The 16,782-nt window shown below is 40.4% G+C and carries 11 protein-coding genes; 3 read left to right on the plus strand and 8 right to left on the minus strand.

Annotated elements, in window-relative coordinates:
• Window positions 1–144: 144 nt before the first annotated feature.
• A complete protein-coding gene (locus tag Q0093_RS07420) occupies window positions 145–1,143 on the plus strand; it encodes an aldose 1-epimerase (protein WP_297929373.1) in 999 nt (332 codons plus the stop codon).
• Between the two features lie 75 nt (window positions 1,144–1,218).
• On the opposite strand, the gene ispF is transcribed toward Q0093_RS07420, so the two are convergent.
• From ispF to Q0093_RS07445, 5 genes are all read right to left on the minus strand, one after another.
• The gene (ispF, locus tag Q0093_RS07425) at window positions 1,219–1,695 is read right to left on the minus strand and encodes a 2-C-methyl-D-erythritol 2,4-cyclodiphosphate synthase (RefSeq protein WP_297929375.1); all 477 of its coding nucleotides are present in this window, start codon (window positions 1,693–1,695) and stop codon (window positions 1,219–1,221) included.
• 13 nt (window positions 1,696–1,708) lie between these two features.
• Window positions 1,709–2,911: a type IX secretion system outer membrane channel protein PorV gene (gene porV, locus Q0093_RS07430; protein ID WP_294176357.1), complete on the minus strand. Its 1,203-nt coding sequence runs from the start codon at window positions 2,909–2,911 to the stop codon at window positions 1,709–1,711.
• Between the two features lie 61 nt (window positions 2,912–2,972).
• Entirely contained in the window at window positions 2,973–6,437 is a 3,465-nt protein-coding gene (porU, locus tag Q0093_RS07435) for a type IX secretion system sortase PorU (RefSeq protein ID WP_297929377.1), read from the minus strand.
• Window positions 6,438–6,473: 36 nt separating this feature from the next.
• The gene (locus Q0093_RS07440) at window positions 6,474–7,088 is read right to left on the minus strand and encodes a fumarylacetoacetate hydrolase family protein (protein ID WP_297929379.1); all 615 of its coding nucleotides are present in this window, start codon (window positions 7,086–7,088) and stop codon (window positions 6,474–6,476) included.
• 47 nt (window positions 7,089–7,135) lie between these two features.
• Window positions 7,136–7,786, minus strand: a complete 651-nt coding sequence (locus Q0093_RS07445) for a redox-sensing transcriptional repressor Rex (protein WP_294176363.1) — start codon at window positions 7,784–7,786, stop codon at window positions 7,136–7,138.
• 147 nt (window positions 7,787–7,933) lie between these two features.
• On the opposite strand from Q0093_RS07445, the gene Q0093_RS07450 reads away from it, so the two are divergent.
• Both Q0093_RS07450 and Q0093_RS07455 read left to right on the plus strand, forming a co-directional pair.
• Window positions 7,934–8,284 (plus strand): translation initiation factor, encoded by a 351-nt coding sequence (locus tag Q0093_RS07450; RefSeq protein ID WP_270213797.1) that lies wholly within the window; start codon window positions 7,934–7,936, stop codon window positions 8,282–8,284.
• 19 nt (window positions 8,285–8,303) lie between these two features.
• Window positions 8,304–11,609: an exodeoxyribonuclease V subunit beta gene (locus Q0093_RS07455; RefSeq protein ID WP_297929383.1), complete on the plus strand. Its 3,306-nt coding sequence runs from the start codon at window positions 8,304–8,306 to the stop codon at window positions 11,607–11,609.
• Window positions 11,610–11,860: 251 nt separating this feature from the next.
• On the opposite strand, the gene Q0093_RS07460 is transcribed toward Q0093_RS07455, so the two are convergent.
• The 3 genes from Q0093_RS07460 to Q0093_RS07470 all read right to left on the minus strand — a co-directional run bounded on the left by Q0093_RS07460 (window position 11,861) and on the right by Q0093_RS07470 (window position 16,778).
• The gene (locus tag Q0093_RS07460; RefSeq protein ID WP_297929385.1) at window positions 11,861–13,270 is read right to left on the minus strand and encodes a hypothetical protein; all 1,410 of its coding nucleotides are present in this window, start codon (window positions 13,268–13,270) and stop codon (window positions 11,861–11,863) included.
• Window positions 13,271–13,300: 30 nt separating this feature from the next.
• The gene (locus tag Q0093_RS07465) at window positions 13,301–14,038 is read right to left on the minus strand and encodes a sialate O-acetylesterase (RefSeq protein WP_333491134.1); all 738 of its coding nucleotides are present in this window, start codon (window positions 14,036–14,038) and stop codon (window positions 13,301–13,303) included.
• 64 nt (window positions 14,039–14,102) lie between these two features.
• Window positions 14,103–16,778, minus strand: a complete 2,676-nt coding sequence (locus Q0093_RS07470; protein ID WP_297929387.1) for a glycoside hydrolase family 2 TIM barrel-domain containing protein — start codon at window positions 16,776–16,778, stop codon at window positions 14,103–14,105.
• Window positions 16,779–16,782: the final 4 nt, after the last annotated feature.

Consider the following 16,782-nt stretch of genomic DNA (forward strand, 5'->3'; position numbering starts at 1 on the left):
CTCAAACCTGACCCGAGTAAAATTTTAGCAGGCTTCAAAACCAGATTTTAAACACAAATAACCATTTTTCATACATCAAGGTTAACGGATATTTGTACTTTTGGGAAAATAAAATCAATTGTCATCAACTAATACAAAAGAAATATGCAAATCGAAAAAATTGATTTTTACGGAATGTCTGCCATTCATTTTGAAGCAGGCGGATATGAAGCAATTATGATTCCCGAAATCGGGGCTAATGTCGTTAAACTAAGCCATAAAGCTTCCGGTATAGAAATATTGCGAACTCCGGCAGAAGACGAAATAGAGACTTTCAAAGGACGGCCTCAAGTGTTCGGGTTACCGCTTCTATTTCCTCCCAACCGTATCGAAGACGGAATTTATTCATTCGAGAACCGTACATACAAATATCCGATTACCATTCCCGCTCAGAACAATTACCATCATGGGATCATTAAATCCCAGCCGTTTATAATTACCCGGACGGAAACCGGAAATGACTACGTAGAAATAGAAGCATCTTATTTCTCTAACTTATTCAATGACCCTATTTACAAACATTTCCCTCATGAATTCATTTGCCGTATGATTTTCCGGCTGTCGGCAGAAGGTTTAAAACAAACTACCGTTTTCATCAATCAAAGCAAAGAAAATATGCCTATAGGCATGGGATTCCACACTCCTATCAATGTTCCTTTCACAACAGATGGAAAGCGTAACAATTATAAACTGAAACTGTCGGTGGGGAAACGCTGGGAAATGAGCGAGCGTACGCTTCCGACCGGAAAACTCAACGACTTGAACGAAGAAGAAGTTCTCTTGCGAACCAAAGGTCTCTATCCTTTCGGCAAAGCAATAGAATGGGCATTGACTAACGAACCGCTATCGATAGACGGGAAAAACTACAACGGAGCGATTCTAACCGATACAGAAAAAGGGATAAGCGTATTCTACGAAACCGACGAGCAGTTTAAACACTGGACTCTTTGGAATAACGGCGGTGAAGTTCCCTATGTATGTCCTGAACCGCAAAGCTGGGCAACGAATGCTCCGAACCTGAAACTGCCGGCAGAACTTACCGGTTTTCAATTTATAGAACCCGGGAAAGAGTGGAAAGCCGTAACACGGTTATATGTGAAATAGATTACTCATACACGAAAAACAGCCGCTATTTTTTAGGCGGCTGTTTTTCGTGTATAACAATAGTATTCGAATAAATTACTTTTGCAACAGCACCGTAGCATAAGCCGAGATACCTTCTTCTCGCCCTATAAATCCGAGCTTCTCTGTTGTTGTAGCTTTTATAGATATATCCTCTTCATCAACTGTCATAACTTCTGCTAGACATTTCTTCATTGCCGGAATATGCGGGTTCAATTTAGGTCGCTCGGCACAAACCGTAATATCTGCATTACCAATCTGGTATCCTTTATCTCTAATCATCTTAACCGTATCTCGCAACAAGACCTTACTATCTATATTTTTATATTCTCCTGCCGTATCCGGGAAATGGAAGCCGATATCTCGCATATTGGCCGCTCCCAGCAAAGCATCGCATAGAGCATGAATCAGAACGTCTGCATCCGAATGTCCAAGTAAACCGCATGAATGTTCTATATGAATACCTCCTAACCAAAGTTCCCGACCTTCGACCAACCGATGAACATCAAAACCGAAACCTACTCTTATCTTCATTTACCTTTTTTTATCAGCGTCTTCTACGTCCAACCAAATCTTTTATTCCATCCATATCGAACGAAAGGGAAAAGCGCAAAGTTTGATCCAACGGACTACTCTGTGCGGTAGCAACTACATAAGCGGCATCCAGCCGGAGCACCTTAAGCGCAAACCCTGCTCCGAAAGTAAAATATTTACGATTCCCCTTATACTTGTTTTCGTTATAATATCCGGCTCGCAAAAAGAATTGGTTATTATATGCATACTCTGCACCTACCGAAAAATTTATCTCTTGAAGCTCTTCCTTAAATCCTCCGGGAGCATCTGAAAAGGATTTGAAAATTCCACTGATAGGAGATGTACTTTGATACTTCTCTTTTGCAGCTTCATAGGCCTCTCTATCCTCTTTTCCCTCTACATCCAGATAATCCTCTTGTCTCGGAGCAGCAGGTACTAACAGCTTATTCAAATCAAGACTCAACGCCAATGTATTATAATCAGCCAAAGGGAAAAGGAATGTTGTCCCTAAACGCAAGTTCGTCGGCAAAAAAGCACTGTTATTTCCGCCATCATACGAAACTTTAGAACCGATATTGGAAATATTAAATCCCCATGACCACTGGCACTCGCTCCGTCCTACAATAGGATAAAATGTCTGATAACCGGATATATCCGCAGCGAAAGCCGCAGCACCTTTCATCCCTTCGGTTTCATCATAAGCCAAATCTGAATAAATAAACCGGAAAACAACACCCATTGAAAAACTTTGCGACAATTTTCTGGAATAGCCGAGATCAAAAGCCATCTCATACGGGTTTATCGAATTCGTCACATTTCCGCCATCATCTGTAATATTGATCGATCCCAAAGAAAAATAACGTAACGAAGCGCTCAATGCCTGCAAGTCGCTGCTGCCAAATTTCCAATAACCGGCCACATACGCTAAATTAATATCATTAACCAATTTACGCAACCATGGAGTATAAGATACAGAAACTCCTGCACGGCTGAATGCAAAAGCATATTTTGCAGGATTCCAATATTGAGAGTTCACATCAGGATCGGTAGCAGCTCCCAAGTCTCCCATAGATCCGCCTCGAGCATCCGGAGCAATACCCAAAGAAGTTACTCCCGTATTAATCGGATTAAATTTATTCTTAACATCGTTCTGAGCAAACGAAGTAAAACATGCTCCCAGAAAAGCAATCACAAAAAAACTTCGTATCCGGTTCATAAATATATTTCTCTCTTTTCTATTTTATTTCTCCTTAATAAAAAACTGTATTCAAAGGCTTTTATTGTGCAACGACTATGATTTTTTTAGTCTTGGTAGCCTCTTTACTTCCTTCTGTCGAGATATATGCCCGATAAAGATATACACCGGGTGCAACCCGTCTTCCGGCTTTATCGGTCAGATTCCATACGATCGGTTGAGAAGTCCACATATCAGAAAGTCCGTCATCCGAATAAGTCCACAGTTCCGTACCCATCAAATTATAAATAGACAATCTTAATTGTATGTTCATATTCGGACGATCATGTTTCAAATAAAACTCTGCATATTCCGACACCGGATTTTTTTGAGGATAAAGATCGAATATCTGGGGTTTCATACCCGGTACGACAACAAATGAAGTTGTTTTTTCGGTAGAATTACCTTCCGTATCCCAAACCTTAAATGTCAAAGTATGCGATCCTGCCGGTAAAGACGGCAACTGATACATTACTGTTCCTCGCCCGAATTCACCTACTACCGGATCAAAATAGTTATTAACGATATACTCTTGAGCCGAAGAATGGTCGATCGTTACCGTCATATTGTGTCCGATACCTATTCCTGAAATATTTATCCCCGATTCGTCTTCTACATCGGCAATGAATACAGGTTCTTCATTTACCTTATCTCCATAACTGAACGTCTCGCTATTCAGATACATAGAATGAATAATAGGACCTTCCGTATCCGCTTCTACATCATTATCCATATCACCTACGACAAACTGCTCGTTCGAGCCTTGTGCCTCACGTCCTTGTTCATCGTACCCGTACAAATTCAATAATCCGGTCTCTGACGAATAGTTCAGTTCCACAGGCATTTTAAACTCAAATTCAAACTCTCCGTTCCGAACCGAATCTTTACCGGAATATAACATATTTGCACGTTCATAAAACGTAAAGGGTACATCGCTTTCAAAACCATTCGTCGTTATCTCTTTCTTCGAATCATATAACCGGGGATATACCAAGCCGTTAAAGTCTTCTTTCTTTTCGCCTGTGGTATGATCCCGCACTTCACCTTTCATTTTTACCCAAGAACGTGCTTTCAGAGTCTGCAAATCTGAAGTTTCATCGATCGGGTCTCCGTTAATCTCGGTAATTACCATCTTATATTCAGGATAAGCCAACCGGAGTGCAGGGTCTCCCAAGAGGATAAAATTCAGTTTATTCAAATCTCTTTCATACGGACGAATTCCATCCGAATTGACATATTCGGCAACAGCCTTCTTCGCAACACGCATCACATCTCCCAAACGGTATCTCGAGCCGTCCGTATCCCGTTCGAAGATATTCTCGATCAACATTTTGTTCAGAATAGCATTCTTTTCCATATATACCACTCGAGTAGTCGTAAAAAGGGCGATTCCTCCGCCTTTTGAGTTCAAGAACAACTCTTCTCCTCCAGAATTGGACTTGTCATCGAAACGGCTGAAATCACAAGTCGCCGTAATCCATAACGGAAGACGTTTCAAATAGAGTTTACGAATATCCGACATTTCCAAAATCTTCTCCGCCGTCCAACTTGTAGAACTCCCATGCCCGCAAAAATTGATAAAAAGCAACCCGTCATCCAATAAATCGAACATGCGTTTCTTCGCATCAGGATAAGTACCTCCGCTTGCAGAACTCACCCGAGTATAAGCATCGAGATAAACTTTATACGGGAAAAATTCGGGATATTTCGATTCTATTTTATCGCACAACTCGTCAGCCAATTCCATATGATCCGAATTATTACCGTCATCGGCTACAAAACAAAGATTATTTTTCCATACTCCGAAATTTTTGTTTTGTCCATATTCGATTACCTTATCCACGGCAACAGTCGCCTCGGCTAATGTTCGTACCGGGAAACGCCCGATACTAATATCCTGTTTATCGGCCAGTAAATTCGCGCCATCCGTATCTTTTAAAAATCCGAAATAATCATCTGTTACATAAGACGTACGTTCATCTAAACTCGACTCTGACTGAAAAGTTAATAAAAACGGATACTTATAGCCTTGCCATTCACTCGTAATCAAACGATTATCATACGTACCGTCTCCAAAAAGCAACAAATAACGCGGTCTCAAATCTTCATTTCCTTCCGCCCGGTCATAGAACATCTTCATAAAGCGCCTGTACGCTGTCGCATCGGGAGTTCCGGAAGAAAACTCATTGTAAATCTGTTCCGGATATACAATTAAATACGACATATCATCTTCCGATTCATGGAATTTTCCCAAACGTTCGGCTTGCGAGTAAAATTCCGGCGGAACTATAATAACCAGATCGGCACGACTGTAACCATGCAGATTCTGGTTCGACACAATTCCTACATATTCAGGGGACGGGAATGTCCGTGCCGCATCGAATGCGACATATTCTTTTAATCCTACCGACTGAGGGACAAACCACAAGCATCCGTCATGTAGTGAGCTTTCGATAGATACAGGATTTTGAAGATCGGTTATATCCCAAATTCGAGGATCTGAAGATCCGGATATATTAACGGCATATTTCAATAATGTATTCCGGGCTTTCAAATTTCGGAATGCAACGATTCCGTCATAAATTTTCAAATCTCGTTCCATATTCAATCGAATAAAATCAAGCCGTGCCGTAGAGGCTTGACTTCCTTCGAATTGTATTGTAATGCGGTCGGGATTATCGGGATCTCTCACCCATGTTTTTGTAGAAGATGTCGAACGTCCACTTGCATAGGTCGCCTCTTGACTATTATTCAAAATAGCATAAACCCTATCCTGAGAAGACTCCGAAAGAGCAACATCATTGTGTTTAATTTTTATTTTCCCTGCAATAGTGTTAGAATTTGCCGCCAAAGCTTTAACTACGAAATCGATCTGCATCGAAACCGGAGTCTCCGTAATTCCCGGAATGTCGAACGTAAAAGTCCTGATTTGTTCATAAATAAAATCCTCACCATAAAATTTTCGGCCTGTACGTCCTAAATTAATAAGTTCTTGTTCATGTAAAGCATAATCATCGAAGACATTCACAGTCGTTGCACTTGTAGACTCATTTGCAGCTACAGTTTCCATTGTACGAGGTTGGTCATCATTTTCGGACAGGAAATAATATCCATACTGAGAATACGGATTTCTTTCATGCGTAAACGAAGAACTGCCGGCCGTCCATTTCACGACTCCCTGTGCATAAAAAATCATCCGCTCCCCGTAACGCATCACCGGCACTTCAGGCAAATCATCGATATAAGGCTTTTGAAAGTCCTCCGGCAGCATTGCACCGCCGTATCCGTAAAGTTTCACTTTTGCCGGATCGACAAATCCCCATGCCCGTAAATCGGCATAAGAAATCTGATATATACCGCTTTCCGATATTCTGATTTTTACCCAATAACCGGAATTTAATTTTGATATTCCGGTATATCGGTCAGACTGAGCATTCAACATCTCCGGAAAAAGGGAAATGCAGAAAGACAGAAATAAAGAAAATAAAATAACGGTATTTTTTCTCATCTTTATAATTCTAAGCAACAGAAAATTCCAACCGGTCTATTTCACACGGAAATCCAATACTTTACGGTCTCCCAGAAATCCCTGCAAATGATCGTCTATTGCCACCGGTCCTACACCTTTCGGCGTTCCCGTATAAATCAGATCTCCTATCTTGAGCGTATAAAAACGACTCACATACGCAATAATTTCATCCACCGGGAAAATCATATCTGCCGTATTTCCCTGTTGTACCGTTTCTCCGTTAATTTGCAGAAAAAAGGTAAGGTTTTGTATTTCTCCAGCCTGATCAAGCGAGACAAAATCTCCGACCACAGCCGAAGAGTCAAACCCCTTAGAGATTTCCCACGGAGCTCCTTCGCTTCGTAACCGGGATTGTAAATCCCGTGCCGTAAAATCGATGCCGACAGTAACGGCATCATAATATCGGTGAGCAAAACGCGGAGCTATATTCTTTCCCAACCGACAAATATGAATTACGATTTCCGTTTCATATTCTATTCTGTTCGAAAAATTCGGAAGAAAAAACGGCTTATGATCCTTTAATAAAGCTGTTTCGGGTTTCAGAAATATAACCGGTTCTTTTGGTAATAACGTACGATTCATCTCTTTATTGTGATCGAGATAATTCCAACCTACGGCAATAATTTTCATTCTGAAGTATTTATAAGGTTTCCGGAATAAAAAACCGGAAAGTATTTTTATTTTTTAATATTATTCAGTCTATTGAACATAACGGCAAGGTGTGCATAAATAGAAGTATTCTGCACAACAATATGTTTAGGCACACGTATTCTGAACGGAGTAAAATTCCAGATGGCCTTAATTCCTCCCGCTATCATACTTTCAGATGTCTCCTGTGCACGTTCTACCGGAACTGTCAGAATACCGATGTGCGCATTCAACATTTTTTGCCGTTCCTCAAACTCCGACACGTGATATACAGGTATGCCATTAATAAAAGTCCCAGCCAATTCCTCTTTTATATCAAATCCGGCAATCACATTCATTCCGTACTGTGCTAAACCCGAATCCTGAAGTAATGCAGCCCCCAGACTACCGACCCCGAAAATGATAGCCTTATGAACATCCGTGAATCCGAGAAAATCTTCCAATACCGAAACTAAAGATTCCACTTCATATCCCACACGGGTCTTACCCGATATATTAATAAATGAAAGATCTTTAGCTATCTGTGAGGCATCGACATTAATATCTTTAGATATTTGCGTAGAAGACACATATTCGACACCTCTATCTTTAAGAAGTTTTACATAAGCTAAATACCAAGGTAACCGCCTCAATGACGGCTCAGGCAACTTAATCGTTATCTTTGAATTATCACCAGCCATTCATCTGTTGTTTTCTGAATAATACAAAAGTAATAATTTTTTTTCGTAAACTATATATTTTGTTTGGCTACGTTAGCGATCTATATTAAATTTGAAAACAAATAATTGGTTATAATTCGATAACCTCACTCTTTAAAATAGCGAACAATGGCAAAAAATAATAATGATTGGAAAGATCGTCTGAATGTCGTTTATTCGACAAATCCCGATTTCTCATACGATACCGGAGAAACAGAAGAACCGGAGACTCAAGCTCCGGAAAAACAACCGTTAAAAATACAACTCGACAAACGTAACCGAAACGGAAAATCGGTAACGTTGATCACAGGATTCTCCGGGAAAGAAGAAGACCTCAAAGAGTTAGGAAAAACATTAAAGACAAAATGCGGAGTCGGAGGATCAAGTAAAGACGGGGAAATCCTTATACAAGGGGATTTTCGCACTAAGGTCTTGGAGATTCTGAAAAAAGAAGGCTATACGAAAGCCCGGATTATTTAGAGCCTAAATAAATATCGATATGCTCCATGTTTACAGAGCTTCAGCCGGATCGGGGAAAACCTACAAGCTGACATTGGAATACCTCAAACTATTATTATCTCCTGTTCGCCCTAATAACGAACCGACATTGCCATCGGAGCGGAACAAGGCTTTTCAACATATTCTTGCCGTAACTTTCACCAATAAAGCGACAGAAGAGATGAAACGGCGTATTATCGAAAAACTCGATATTCTGGCTCATCGGACTTCAGAATCGGAATATTTAGACGACTTATTGGGAAAAGACGGTATCACGGCTAACATCGAAGAGCTTCAAAAAAGAGCCTCAGAAATTTTATTTACCCTTCTGCACGATTTCTCGGGGTTCAATATCAGTACCATCGACAAGTTCTTTCAACAAACGACACGAGCATTCACTCGGGAAATCGGTTTACAAGGCGGATATAATACCGAAATAGACAATAGTCATGTGCTTACGGAAGCTATAGACCGGATGTTCTTCGATCTCGAAAATCCTGAAAATAAAGAATTGCTAAACTGGCTGATCCGGTTTTCCGAAGAGCAGGTCGAAGGAGGGAAAAGCTGGGGAATACAACGAAATATCGACCAGTTGGCACACGAAATATTTAAAGAAGAATATAAATCGCACAGTTCGGAAATACGCCATTTCATGGCTGACAAAGATCTATTAAGAGCATACATCAAAAAACTGAATATTATAAAACAGGATTTCGAGACCGAAAGTCGGGAAATAGCACGAAAAGCCACTGAAATAATGAAAAAAGCGGGACTATTCCCTGAAGACCTTAAAGGCGGGAATCGGTCTCCGTTCAAAGAGTTTTCCAAATGGGCGGACGGCAACATAAAAGAACCGAACGCCTCATTTACACAACTATCCGACAATATCGAAAACTGGACGACAAAAAAGACTTCTCCCGACATTATTACAAAAGTTCGGGAAATATTTCCGGAATTAAACGAATATATCAAACAGATTATCTCCTGCTATGATGCTTATCCGTTTTATGTATCGGTAATGGAAACACGTCGCTATATTTATACATTAGGTATTTTGAGCGACATCGACAAACACATTCAAGCATACGAAAAAGAACACAATATTCTTCTTTTGTCCGATACCACCGAATTGCTCAACCGGATCATCGACGGTAGCGATACGCCTTTCGTATATGAAAAAACCGGTAACCGGATCGACCATTTCATGATCGATGAGTTTCAAGATACCTCTCGGATGCAATGGAATAATTTTTTTCCGCTGATTAAGGAGAGTAATGATAAAGGCGGTCGTAACCTTATCGTGGGAGATGTAAAACAAAGTATTTATCGATGGAGAAATTCTGACTGGAAGTTGCTGAGCGACGAATTGGGTAACCAGTTCAGAAAACCGGAAGAACTGAACGACCATATACTGGGGACGAACTGGCGAAGCTGTATAAACGTCATACAGTTCAACAATTCGTTTTTCAGGAAAGCATCATTTTTACTTCAAGAATCTTTACAAAAAGAAATCGCCGACACTCCCGTCAATGTACACATCGACTCCGAATATGCCGAGAAGATAGGGAAAGCATACCAAGATATATATCAACATATATCCCCTAAAAATAAAGAAAAAAAGGGACATGTAAAAGTGATATTTCTGGAAACCGAGACGGAAGAAGGAGAAAAAACAGACTGGAAAAACCGGGCGACAGAACTACTTCCACAAACCTTAAAAGAACTTCAAGACAAAAATATCTCGTTAAAGGACATTGCCATTCTGGTCAGAAGCAAAGCCGAAGGCAGCCTTGTTGCAGATTGTCTTTTAAAAGCCAAAGCCGAGAATAACAATCCGGCATATCGCTTCGATATTATTTCGGACGAAGCTCTTTTCATACACAATGCCCCGATTGTCAAACTGATAATCGGCATTTTAAACTACCTGCAAAATCCGGAGACGGAAATAAACCGGATACTTGCCGTATATGAATATTCGACAGCACACCGGAATCTCCCTCCGGAAACAGCTCTCGCCTCTTATTTCGCAGAAAAGGAGAAAGAATTATCGCATCATTTCGATCCGGAAATCGTCAGAGAGCTCGAACAATTGAGAAACACGCCCTTATTCGAAATGTGCGAAAAAATCATTAGCTTGTTTCCTCCCTCCGGAGAACGAAATGAAAGCATATTCATTCAGGCATTCCAGGACATCGTACTCGACTATACAACAAATCATTCGGCCGACCCCGCCTCTTTTTTACAATGGTGGAACGAACAAGGGATAAAGAAAACCATAACAACGCCCGACTCCCAAAATGCGATTCGCATCATGACGATCCATAAATCGAAAGGATTGGAATTCAAAGCCGTTATCATCCCGTTCTGCGATTGGGAAATCGACCACAACCCACATCACGAAAACATACTTTGGTGTAATCAAAAAGAACCTCTGGATGACATTCCGCTTGTCCCGATACGTTATGGATCGATCTTGAAAAAAAGTCTTTATGCCGATGCATACTTCAACGAAAAGATGCACGCCTATATCGATAATCTCAACATTGCATACGTAGCTTTTACCCGGGCAGAAGAAGAACTGATACTCTTTACTCCGAAACCTAAAAAAGAAGGGACTATCGGTTCTCTTTCCCGATTGTTATACTATTGTGTCAATCCCGAAAATAAAATAAATTGCCCGGAAGAAAAAGAGAGACCGATAATCGATTTGTCTGCTGATTATGATCCGGGAAAAAACTGTTATGAAACCGGAGAGACATGGGAAAATATACAAACAGCAAAAGAAAAACAAGAAACTAAAATAATGCCCGAATATCGGTCTGCCGATCCCGGTAAACGCCTTCAATTACGACTACACGGGAAAGGCTATTTCGGAGATAGTCACGAACGGCAACACGGCAATCTCATGCACGAAATTCTCAGCAACGTCCGCTATGCAGAAGATATTCACAACGCCGTTTTACCATATATATTCAACGGACAACTCAGCTATGAAGAAGGAGTCGCCTTAGAAAAAAAATTAAAAACGTGGTTAGACCAACCTGAAGTTGCCCCATGGTTTTCCCCCGATACACAAATTATCAACGAAACGGAAATTTTACAGCAAAAAGGAACATTCCTCCGTCCGGATCGGGTAGTCATTTCCGGAGAAGAAGTTTCTGTAATCGACTACAAATTCGGGAATATTCAGAAAAAAAGCTATCACAAACAAGTGATCCGGTATATATCCCTCATAAAAGAAATGGGATTCTCTCAGGTAAAAGGTTATATCTGGTATGTCGAATTAGGGAAAATCATACCCGTATAGAGTTTCAGGAGCTGTCTCAATTTTGTTTGGTCCAGTTCGAGAGTCTCTTTTGAGGATATTTTCCTGTTTTTACGAAAAGGATAACGGGCTATCTGATGAGTAGAAACGAAAAAACAGACTGAGGAAAAATACAAAAATGATCGAATAACATTCCTTTATCGGAAAATTCAGAGGCTTTCAACAACAAAAAGATTGTCCGTCAAAAATTCTCACAGGACTTTTAACGGACAAATCTTTTCTCACATCTCATATCAGAAAATCACTTTCTCCGACTTTCCTCCATAAGAAACTATATAAGCACCCGAAAAATTAGAAAAATCTATCACATCTCCAGCTACAACATCAATTGTCTTTACTAACTGTCCGCTACCGGCAGCATATACATTCAGTTTAGAGCCGGCATCGGCCAAAATACGAACACTCTTGCCCTTCAAACTCCATTCGTTATTAGCGACTTTCGGAACAGATACACTTTCTGTATTATCCAACACCTTTATCGATACAGTATAACAACCCAACTCTTTATTCACGTTATTAACCAAAGTTATCCGATCAATACGCATCACTCCTACGACCTTACTTCCGGCAGTTGAATTTTCATCGGTTTTAAAAAGAATAACATCTCCTTCGGCAGCAGGTTTTATCGTCCCTTTTCCGATCGTTTCCGGATCGATAGCCGCTATTTCAGATGCTGTTACATTATCGAAATCAATATCGTCGGCAGCCAAAAAACGAGTTGCATTCGTCGTCTCCGCAGTCAGCAAAGCTTGTAATGTATTTCCTTCGGCATCTTTATATTGAGAGTTTTTCGAATCTCCGTTTTCCATACTATACACACGAGGTTCGGAATCAGCTCCCTGCAAATGAAGTTTTATATCCACATTCCTAAAATTAGATTTAGCCTCATCTACGGTATATGATTTCAAATCTTTTATCGAAAGAAGAGAACCTATACCTTCATACCCTTCAACTGTTCCTGTAGAGAATCCATAAGTACCAACTTTCACAACGCCATAACGGAATCCTGTAGTTTCTACTTTTGCAGGTTTCACCACTTTAATAGACACGGTAATCACCCCTTTACTGCTGGTCTCATTCTCTTTTACGATAGAATGAACTTTTATCAATCCCAAACGGTCAGCAGCTTTTGAAGTCTCAGCCGTTTTAAATACGATAACGTCCCCTTCATTCACAGGATTCACAGCATTCGTTCCTGTAAATGACAGACTCTTTAGTTGATCAACAGTAGCCGCATCAAAATCAACACCTTTAACGGCCATAAAACGAGTTGCATTTTTTACCGTAAAATCGGCCTGAGTTTTATCTCCGCTTTTATATTCCGAATCTTTCGTGTTATTACCGCCATCCATACTATACAGACGTACCGTTGCATTATTACTTCCTCCCATAATATAGAATTTCATATCTATATTATTCTCCTGTACACCGAAAACATCATCAAAAGCATAGGTTTTCAAATCATTTACCGAAATAAACGCAAACGATTCGGGATAATCGACCGGTGCTGTCTGTACATAATTCTGGCTACCGACCACCAAATTTTCAACAAAATCAAAACCATCTGTCACAACAGCGGCTTGTGTTGCAGAAACAGCGGCCATAACGACTATTCCTGCCAAAAAGAGTCTAAATCTTTTCATAATACAACATTTTATAAATAAAAGAATTAATTACTTCCCCCTGTTATATCGGAGGACTTTCTCTGCATACCGTTCTCCCAGTATAATTTGGCTATCGGTATCAAAATGAGGATCATTCTCATCAATTAACGGTTTCAACCCTTCAGATGATACCACCTTAAATCGGGGAATGCTATCTTCTAACGATCTGAGCATTTTATTGAAAGGGATTGTTCCTTCGGTATGTCCTGTCCAGTTCCATCGAGAAATTTCTCCCGCAACAAACAATAAATCAGGCATATTCAAATCTGCGCGCAACTGTTCAACCAATTTACAAATATAGATTTTATACGACTCGGGATAACGGCAATCGGCTTCCCCCTGATGCCATAATACCGCCTTTAACCGACCATACTTCAAGGCTTCTCTAATTCGGCTCAACATCTCTCCATAATAATTATCTGATGCCCCTTTTTCCCATGATTTAATAGAAGAGCCGCCTCTGGCATTTACAACAAGCCCGATTTTACAATCACTCTTTTCTGAAACTTTACGGGCAAAAGAATAAGCCGGCCCTAATTTCTGCATTCCTATCTCTTTCCTTATCGTAGAATAACGATTCAGCGGATTAACGGCCGGTTCAAAAAAATTTCGGTCATTAAAAAGATAAACATTCACTAAAGTATCCATAACAGCCGGTGTTAAAGTCGCCCGCCCTGCCATATTAGACTGACCGATACAAAGATATATGTCGAATTTCCCGGACGCTTCGGAACGGGCAATCATCATGGTAAACGTCAAACTGCATATCAGATATGCAAAAAATCTTTTCATTTTATAACCTGATTATCCCCTAATAATTTTTATAAATGCGAATAGCATTCAATATCGGTTCTCCTTCTATGCGCTTAAAACCAACAGTCAGGCCCTTCCCATCATTTACATTCACAATGAACTTCTGGATAACAGCACAACCAAAACCGTAATCTTCAGCAATATCGACCTTATCCATTACCGGATTACCATTTATTTCCAATCCGAAAGTACGCTTACTATACCCCCCGTTTTCCGTATCCGCGCCAAGATTATATACCAAAGATTCTTTCTTTTTATCAGAGTCCAATTCCGCCCAATAAAGATATACCGAATACTCTCCATCCGGGACATCCGCTTTAAAAGCTTCCAAACCGGTACGTTGAGTCTGGAAAATCGGATTATTGTCCGTTCCGAATATATCTATATCAGAACCTAACATCGAACCGAAGCCTGTTTTTCTGCGATAAGGCTCACCTCCGATATATCCCCAACTTCCCGGTTTATAAGGCTGTTCAGGTATCCAGATCATCTCTGCCGTCCGATCTTCAAAATAACGGGGAGAACCGAGCATAACATTCATTTCGGTAAAAGGAACGTCTCCATTTTTCAAATCATCGGGAATAAGTTCGAAATCGATCCGAATCATATCACGCAGCTCTTTCCCGTTTTTACGGGCAACTGCTTCCACAACATTTTCTCCATTGACAAAGGGAACATCAAAAAACGCGATATTCTCTTCACATTTTTTCGACCCGATACTTTTGCCGTTTACATATAACTCAACCACCGGATAGTCAGAAAATACAGGAACAGATTGAACACATGTATTTTCTACCGTATTTACGACTCCTCCTCGATTTTTCCATTCTCGGTTACCTATGCGCAAGACATCTTTGTTCCCTAAAGACGCCTCATAAAACAAATAGGTATCTTTACGCTCACGATCGAGCCCCGTTACACCCTTATTATTTACATGAGGCACGGCATCTATTCGGGATTCAGAATAAAAATCATTCAGATTCCACATTGTAAATCCGGCAATAAACGGACGTGCCATCATTTCCCGCAAATAATGACGATGATAAATAATTCCGTACTCTTGAGAAAAATCAAATCTCTCCGGTTTATAAGAATGTAGTCTCGGATCAACTCCCGGCCCATATTCAGTCACCAACAACACTTTTCCCTTATATTTATCATGAGCCCTGTCAAGAAGCCTTTGAAATTCATCGATATCCGGTTCATACCATCCTTGATACAAGTTCCACCCCATAATCATCGGTATCTCCGTCAAATGAGCCCGTTCATAAAGATCAGGAGCATTATGGTATGCCATCATCGTATAACGGGACGGATCTTCTTTTCGAATAGTATTTTCCAACGTTCTCGCTGTCTTTTCCACAACGGGATAATAAGATTTTAGAAAATCCTCATCCGTACGCGGACGCCGAAGCAATATTTCATTCATATATCCCCAGATCATTACCGACGGGCGATTAAAATCCTGCCGGATCATCTCCTTCACCATATTTACCGAATTCTCAAGAAATTCCGGCGTATCGGTAACCGCATTCACAACCGGTATTTCAACGGAAGTTACAATTCCCAACTTATCGCACATCTCCATAATAACCGGGTCTTGAGGGTAATGAGATACTCTCAAGAAGTTGCTTCCCATCTGTTTCATCAACAAAATATCCCTGACATGCATCTCATCCCGCAAAGCATTTCCCTTAGCCAGATAATCCTGATGCCGATTATTTCCGACCAACTTTCTCGGCTTACCGTTCAAGAAAAACCCCCGTTCCGGGTCGAACTCAAACCAACGGAGTCCGAGCGGATTAGAAACTTCGTCATAAAGGACATCGCCCTTTTTATTATAAACACGTGTATAAACTTGATAGCGATGCGGGTTATCGATATCCCAAAGCAAAGGATTATCGATTATGATTTTTTTCTGTATATCGGTTTCCGTAGTCCGAGATGCAATTTTCAGATTTGTCCGCAAAGATTTCACCTCTTTTCCGGTAGCATCGCATATTTTATTTTCAAGAATAACTTCCACAGGAGAATCGGTATCGTTACTGACCAAAGAGGTAATCTCCACAACCGCTTTTTTCTCAGTCACTTCAGGTGAACGAATATATACTCCCGAAGACGCATAATCATTTGTCGCCAAATGTACCTTATCGACAAACATCAGGTAAACATCTCTATAAATGCCTCCATAAAAGGTAAAATCCGCCGACAACGGAGGTATATTAGGATCATACCCGTTATCTACTTTTATAGCAAAAACATTTTTCTTTCCATAATTAAGGAAACGGCTGATATCAAAATTAAATCGGGTATATCCCCCTATATGTTTACCCACATAAAGTCCGTTTACATAAAGTTCCACAACCTGATTCGCCCCCTCAAAAACAATAACCGCACTCTGGTTTTCCCGGGACTTATCTACAAATATAGATTTCCTATACCACGCCGGACCTCTGTAATATCCCGGGATTTCATCATCTCCGTCAAGATTATTCCAAGTATGAGGAATATTTACGGTTTCCCACGAGCTATCATCAGCTCCGATATTTTGCGCATCAAAAGGAGATCCCGGACAAAACTTCCATCGGTCATTTATCGTATAGACTGTTCGTACTCCGGCTGAAGCTGTTGCGAACAATGCTATTAGAAAAACAAATACTAAGCTCTTTCTCATAATT

The organism is uncultured Coprobacter sp., from assembly GCF_947855755.1.
GTDB lineage: Bacteria > Bacteroidota > Bacteroidia > Bacteroidales > Coprobacteraceae > Coprobacter.

Coding starts and splice junctions, on each gene's coding strand:
- Q0093_RS07445 (WP_294176363.1), bottom strand. CDS start 7,786: ATGGCTGGTGATAATTCAAAGATAACGATTAAGTTGCCTGAGCCGTCA.
- Q0093_RS07440 (WP_297929379.1), bottom strand. CDS start 7,088: ATGAAAATTATTGCCGTAGGTTGGAATTATCTCGATCACAATAAAGAG.
- ispF (WP_297929375.1), bottom strand. CDS start 1,695: ATGAAGATAAGAGTAGGTTTCGGTTTTGATGTTCATCGGTTGGTCGAA.
- Q0093_RS07450 (WP_270213797.1), top strand. CDS start 7,934: ATGGCAAAAAATAATAATGATTGGAAAGATCGTCTGAATGTCGTTTAT.
- Q0093_RS07420 (WP_297929373.1), top strand. CDS start 145: ATGCAAATCGAAAAAATTGATTTTTACGGAATGTCTGCCATTCATTTT.
- Q0093_RS07465 (WP_333491134.1), bottom strand. CDS start 14,038: ATGATGATTGCCCGTTCCGAAGCGTCCGGGAAATTCGACATATATCTT.
- Q0093_RS07460 (WP_297929385.1), bottom strand. CDS start 13,270: ATGAAAAGATTTAGACTCTTTTTGGCAGGAATAGTCGTTATGGCCGCT.
- Q0093_RS07470 (WP_297929387.1), bottom strand. CDS start 16,778: ATGAGAAAGAGCTTAGTATTTGTTTTTCTAATAGCATTGTTCGCAACA.
- porU (WP_297929377.1), bottom strand. CDS start 6,437: ATGAGAAAAAATACCGTTATTTTATTTTCTTTATTTCTGTCTTTCTGC.
- porV (WP_294176357.1), bottom strand. CDS start 2,911: ATGAACCGGATACGAAGTTTTTTTGTGATTGCTTTTCTGGGAGCATGT.
- Q0093_RS07455 (WP_297929383.1), top strand. CDS start 8,304: ATGCTCCATGTTTACAGAGCTTCAGCCGGATCGGGGAAAACCTACAAG.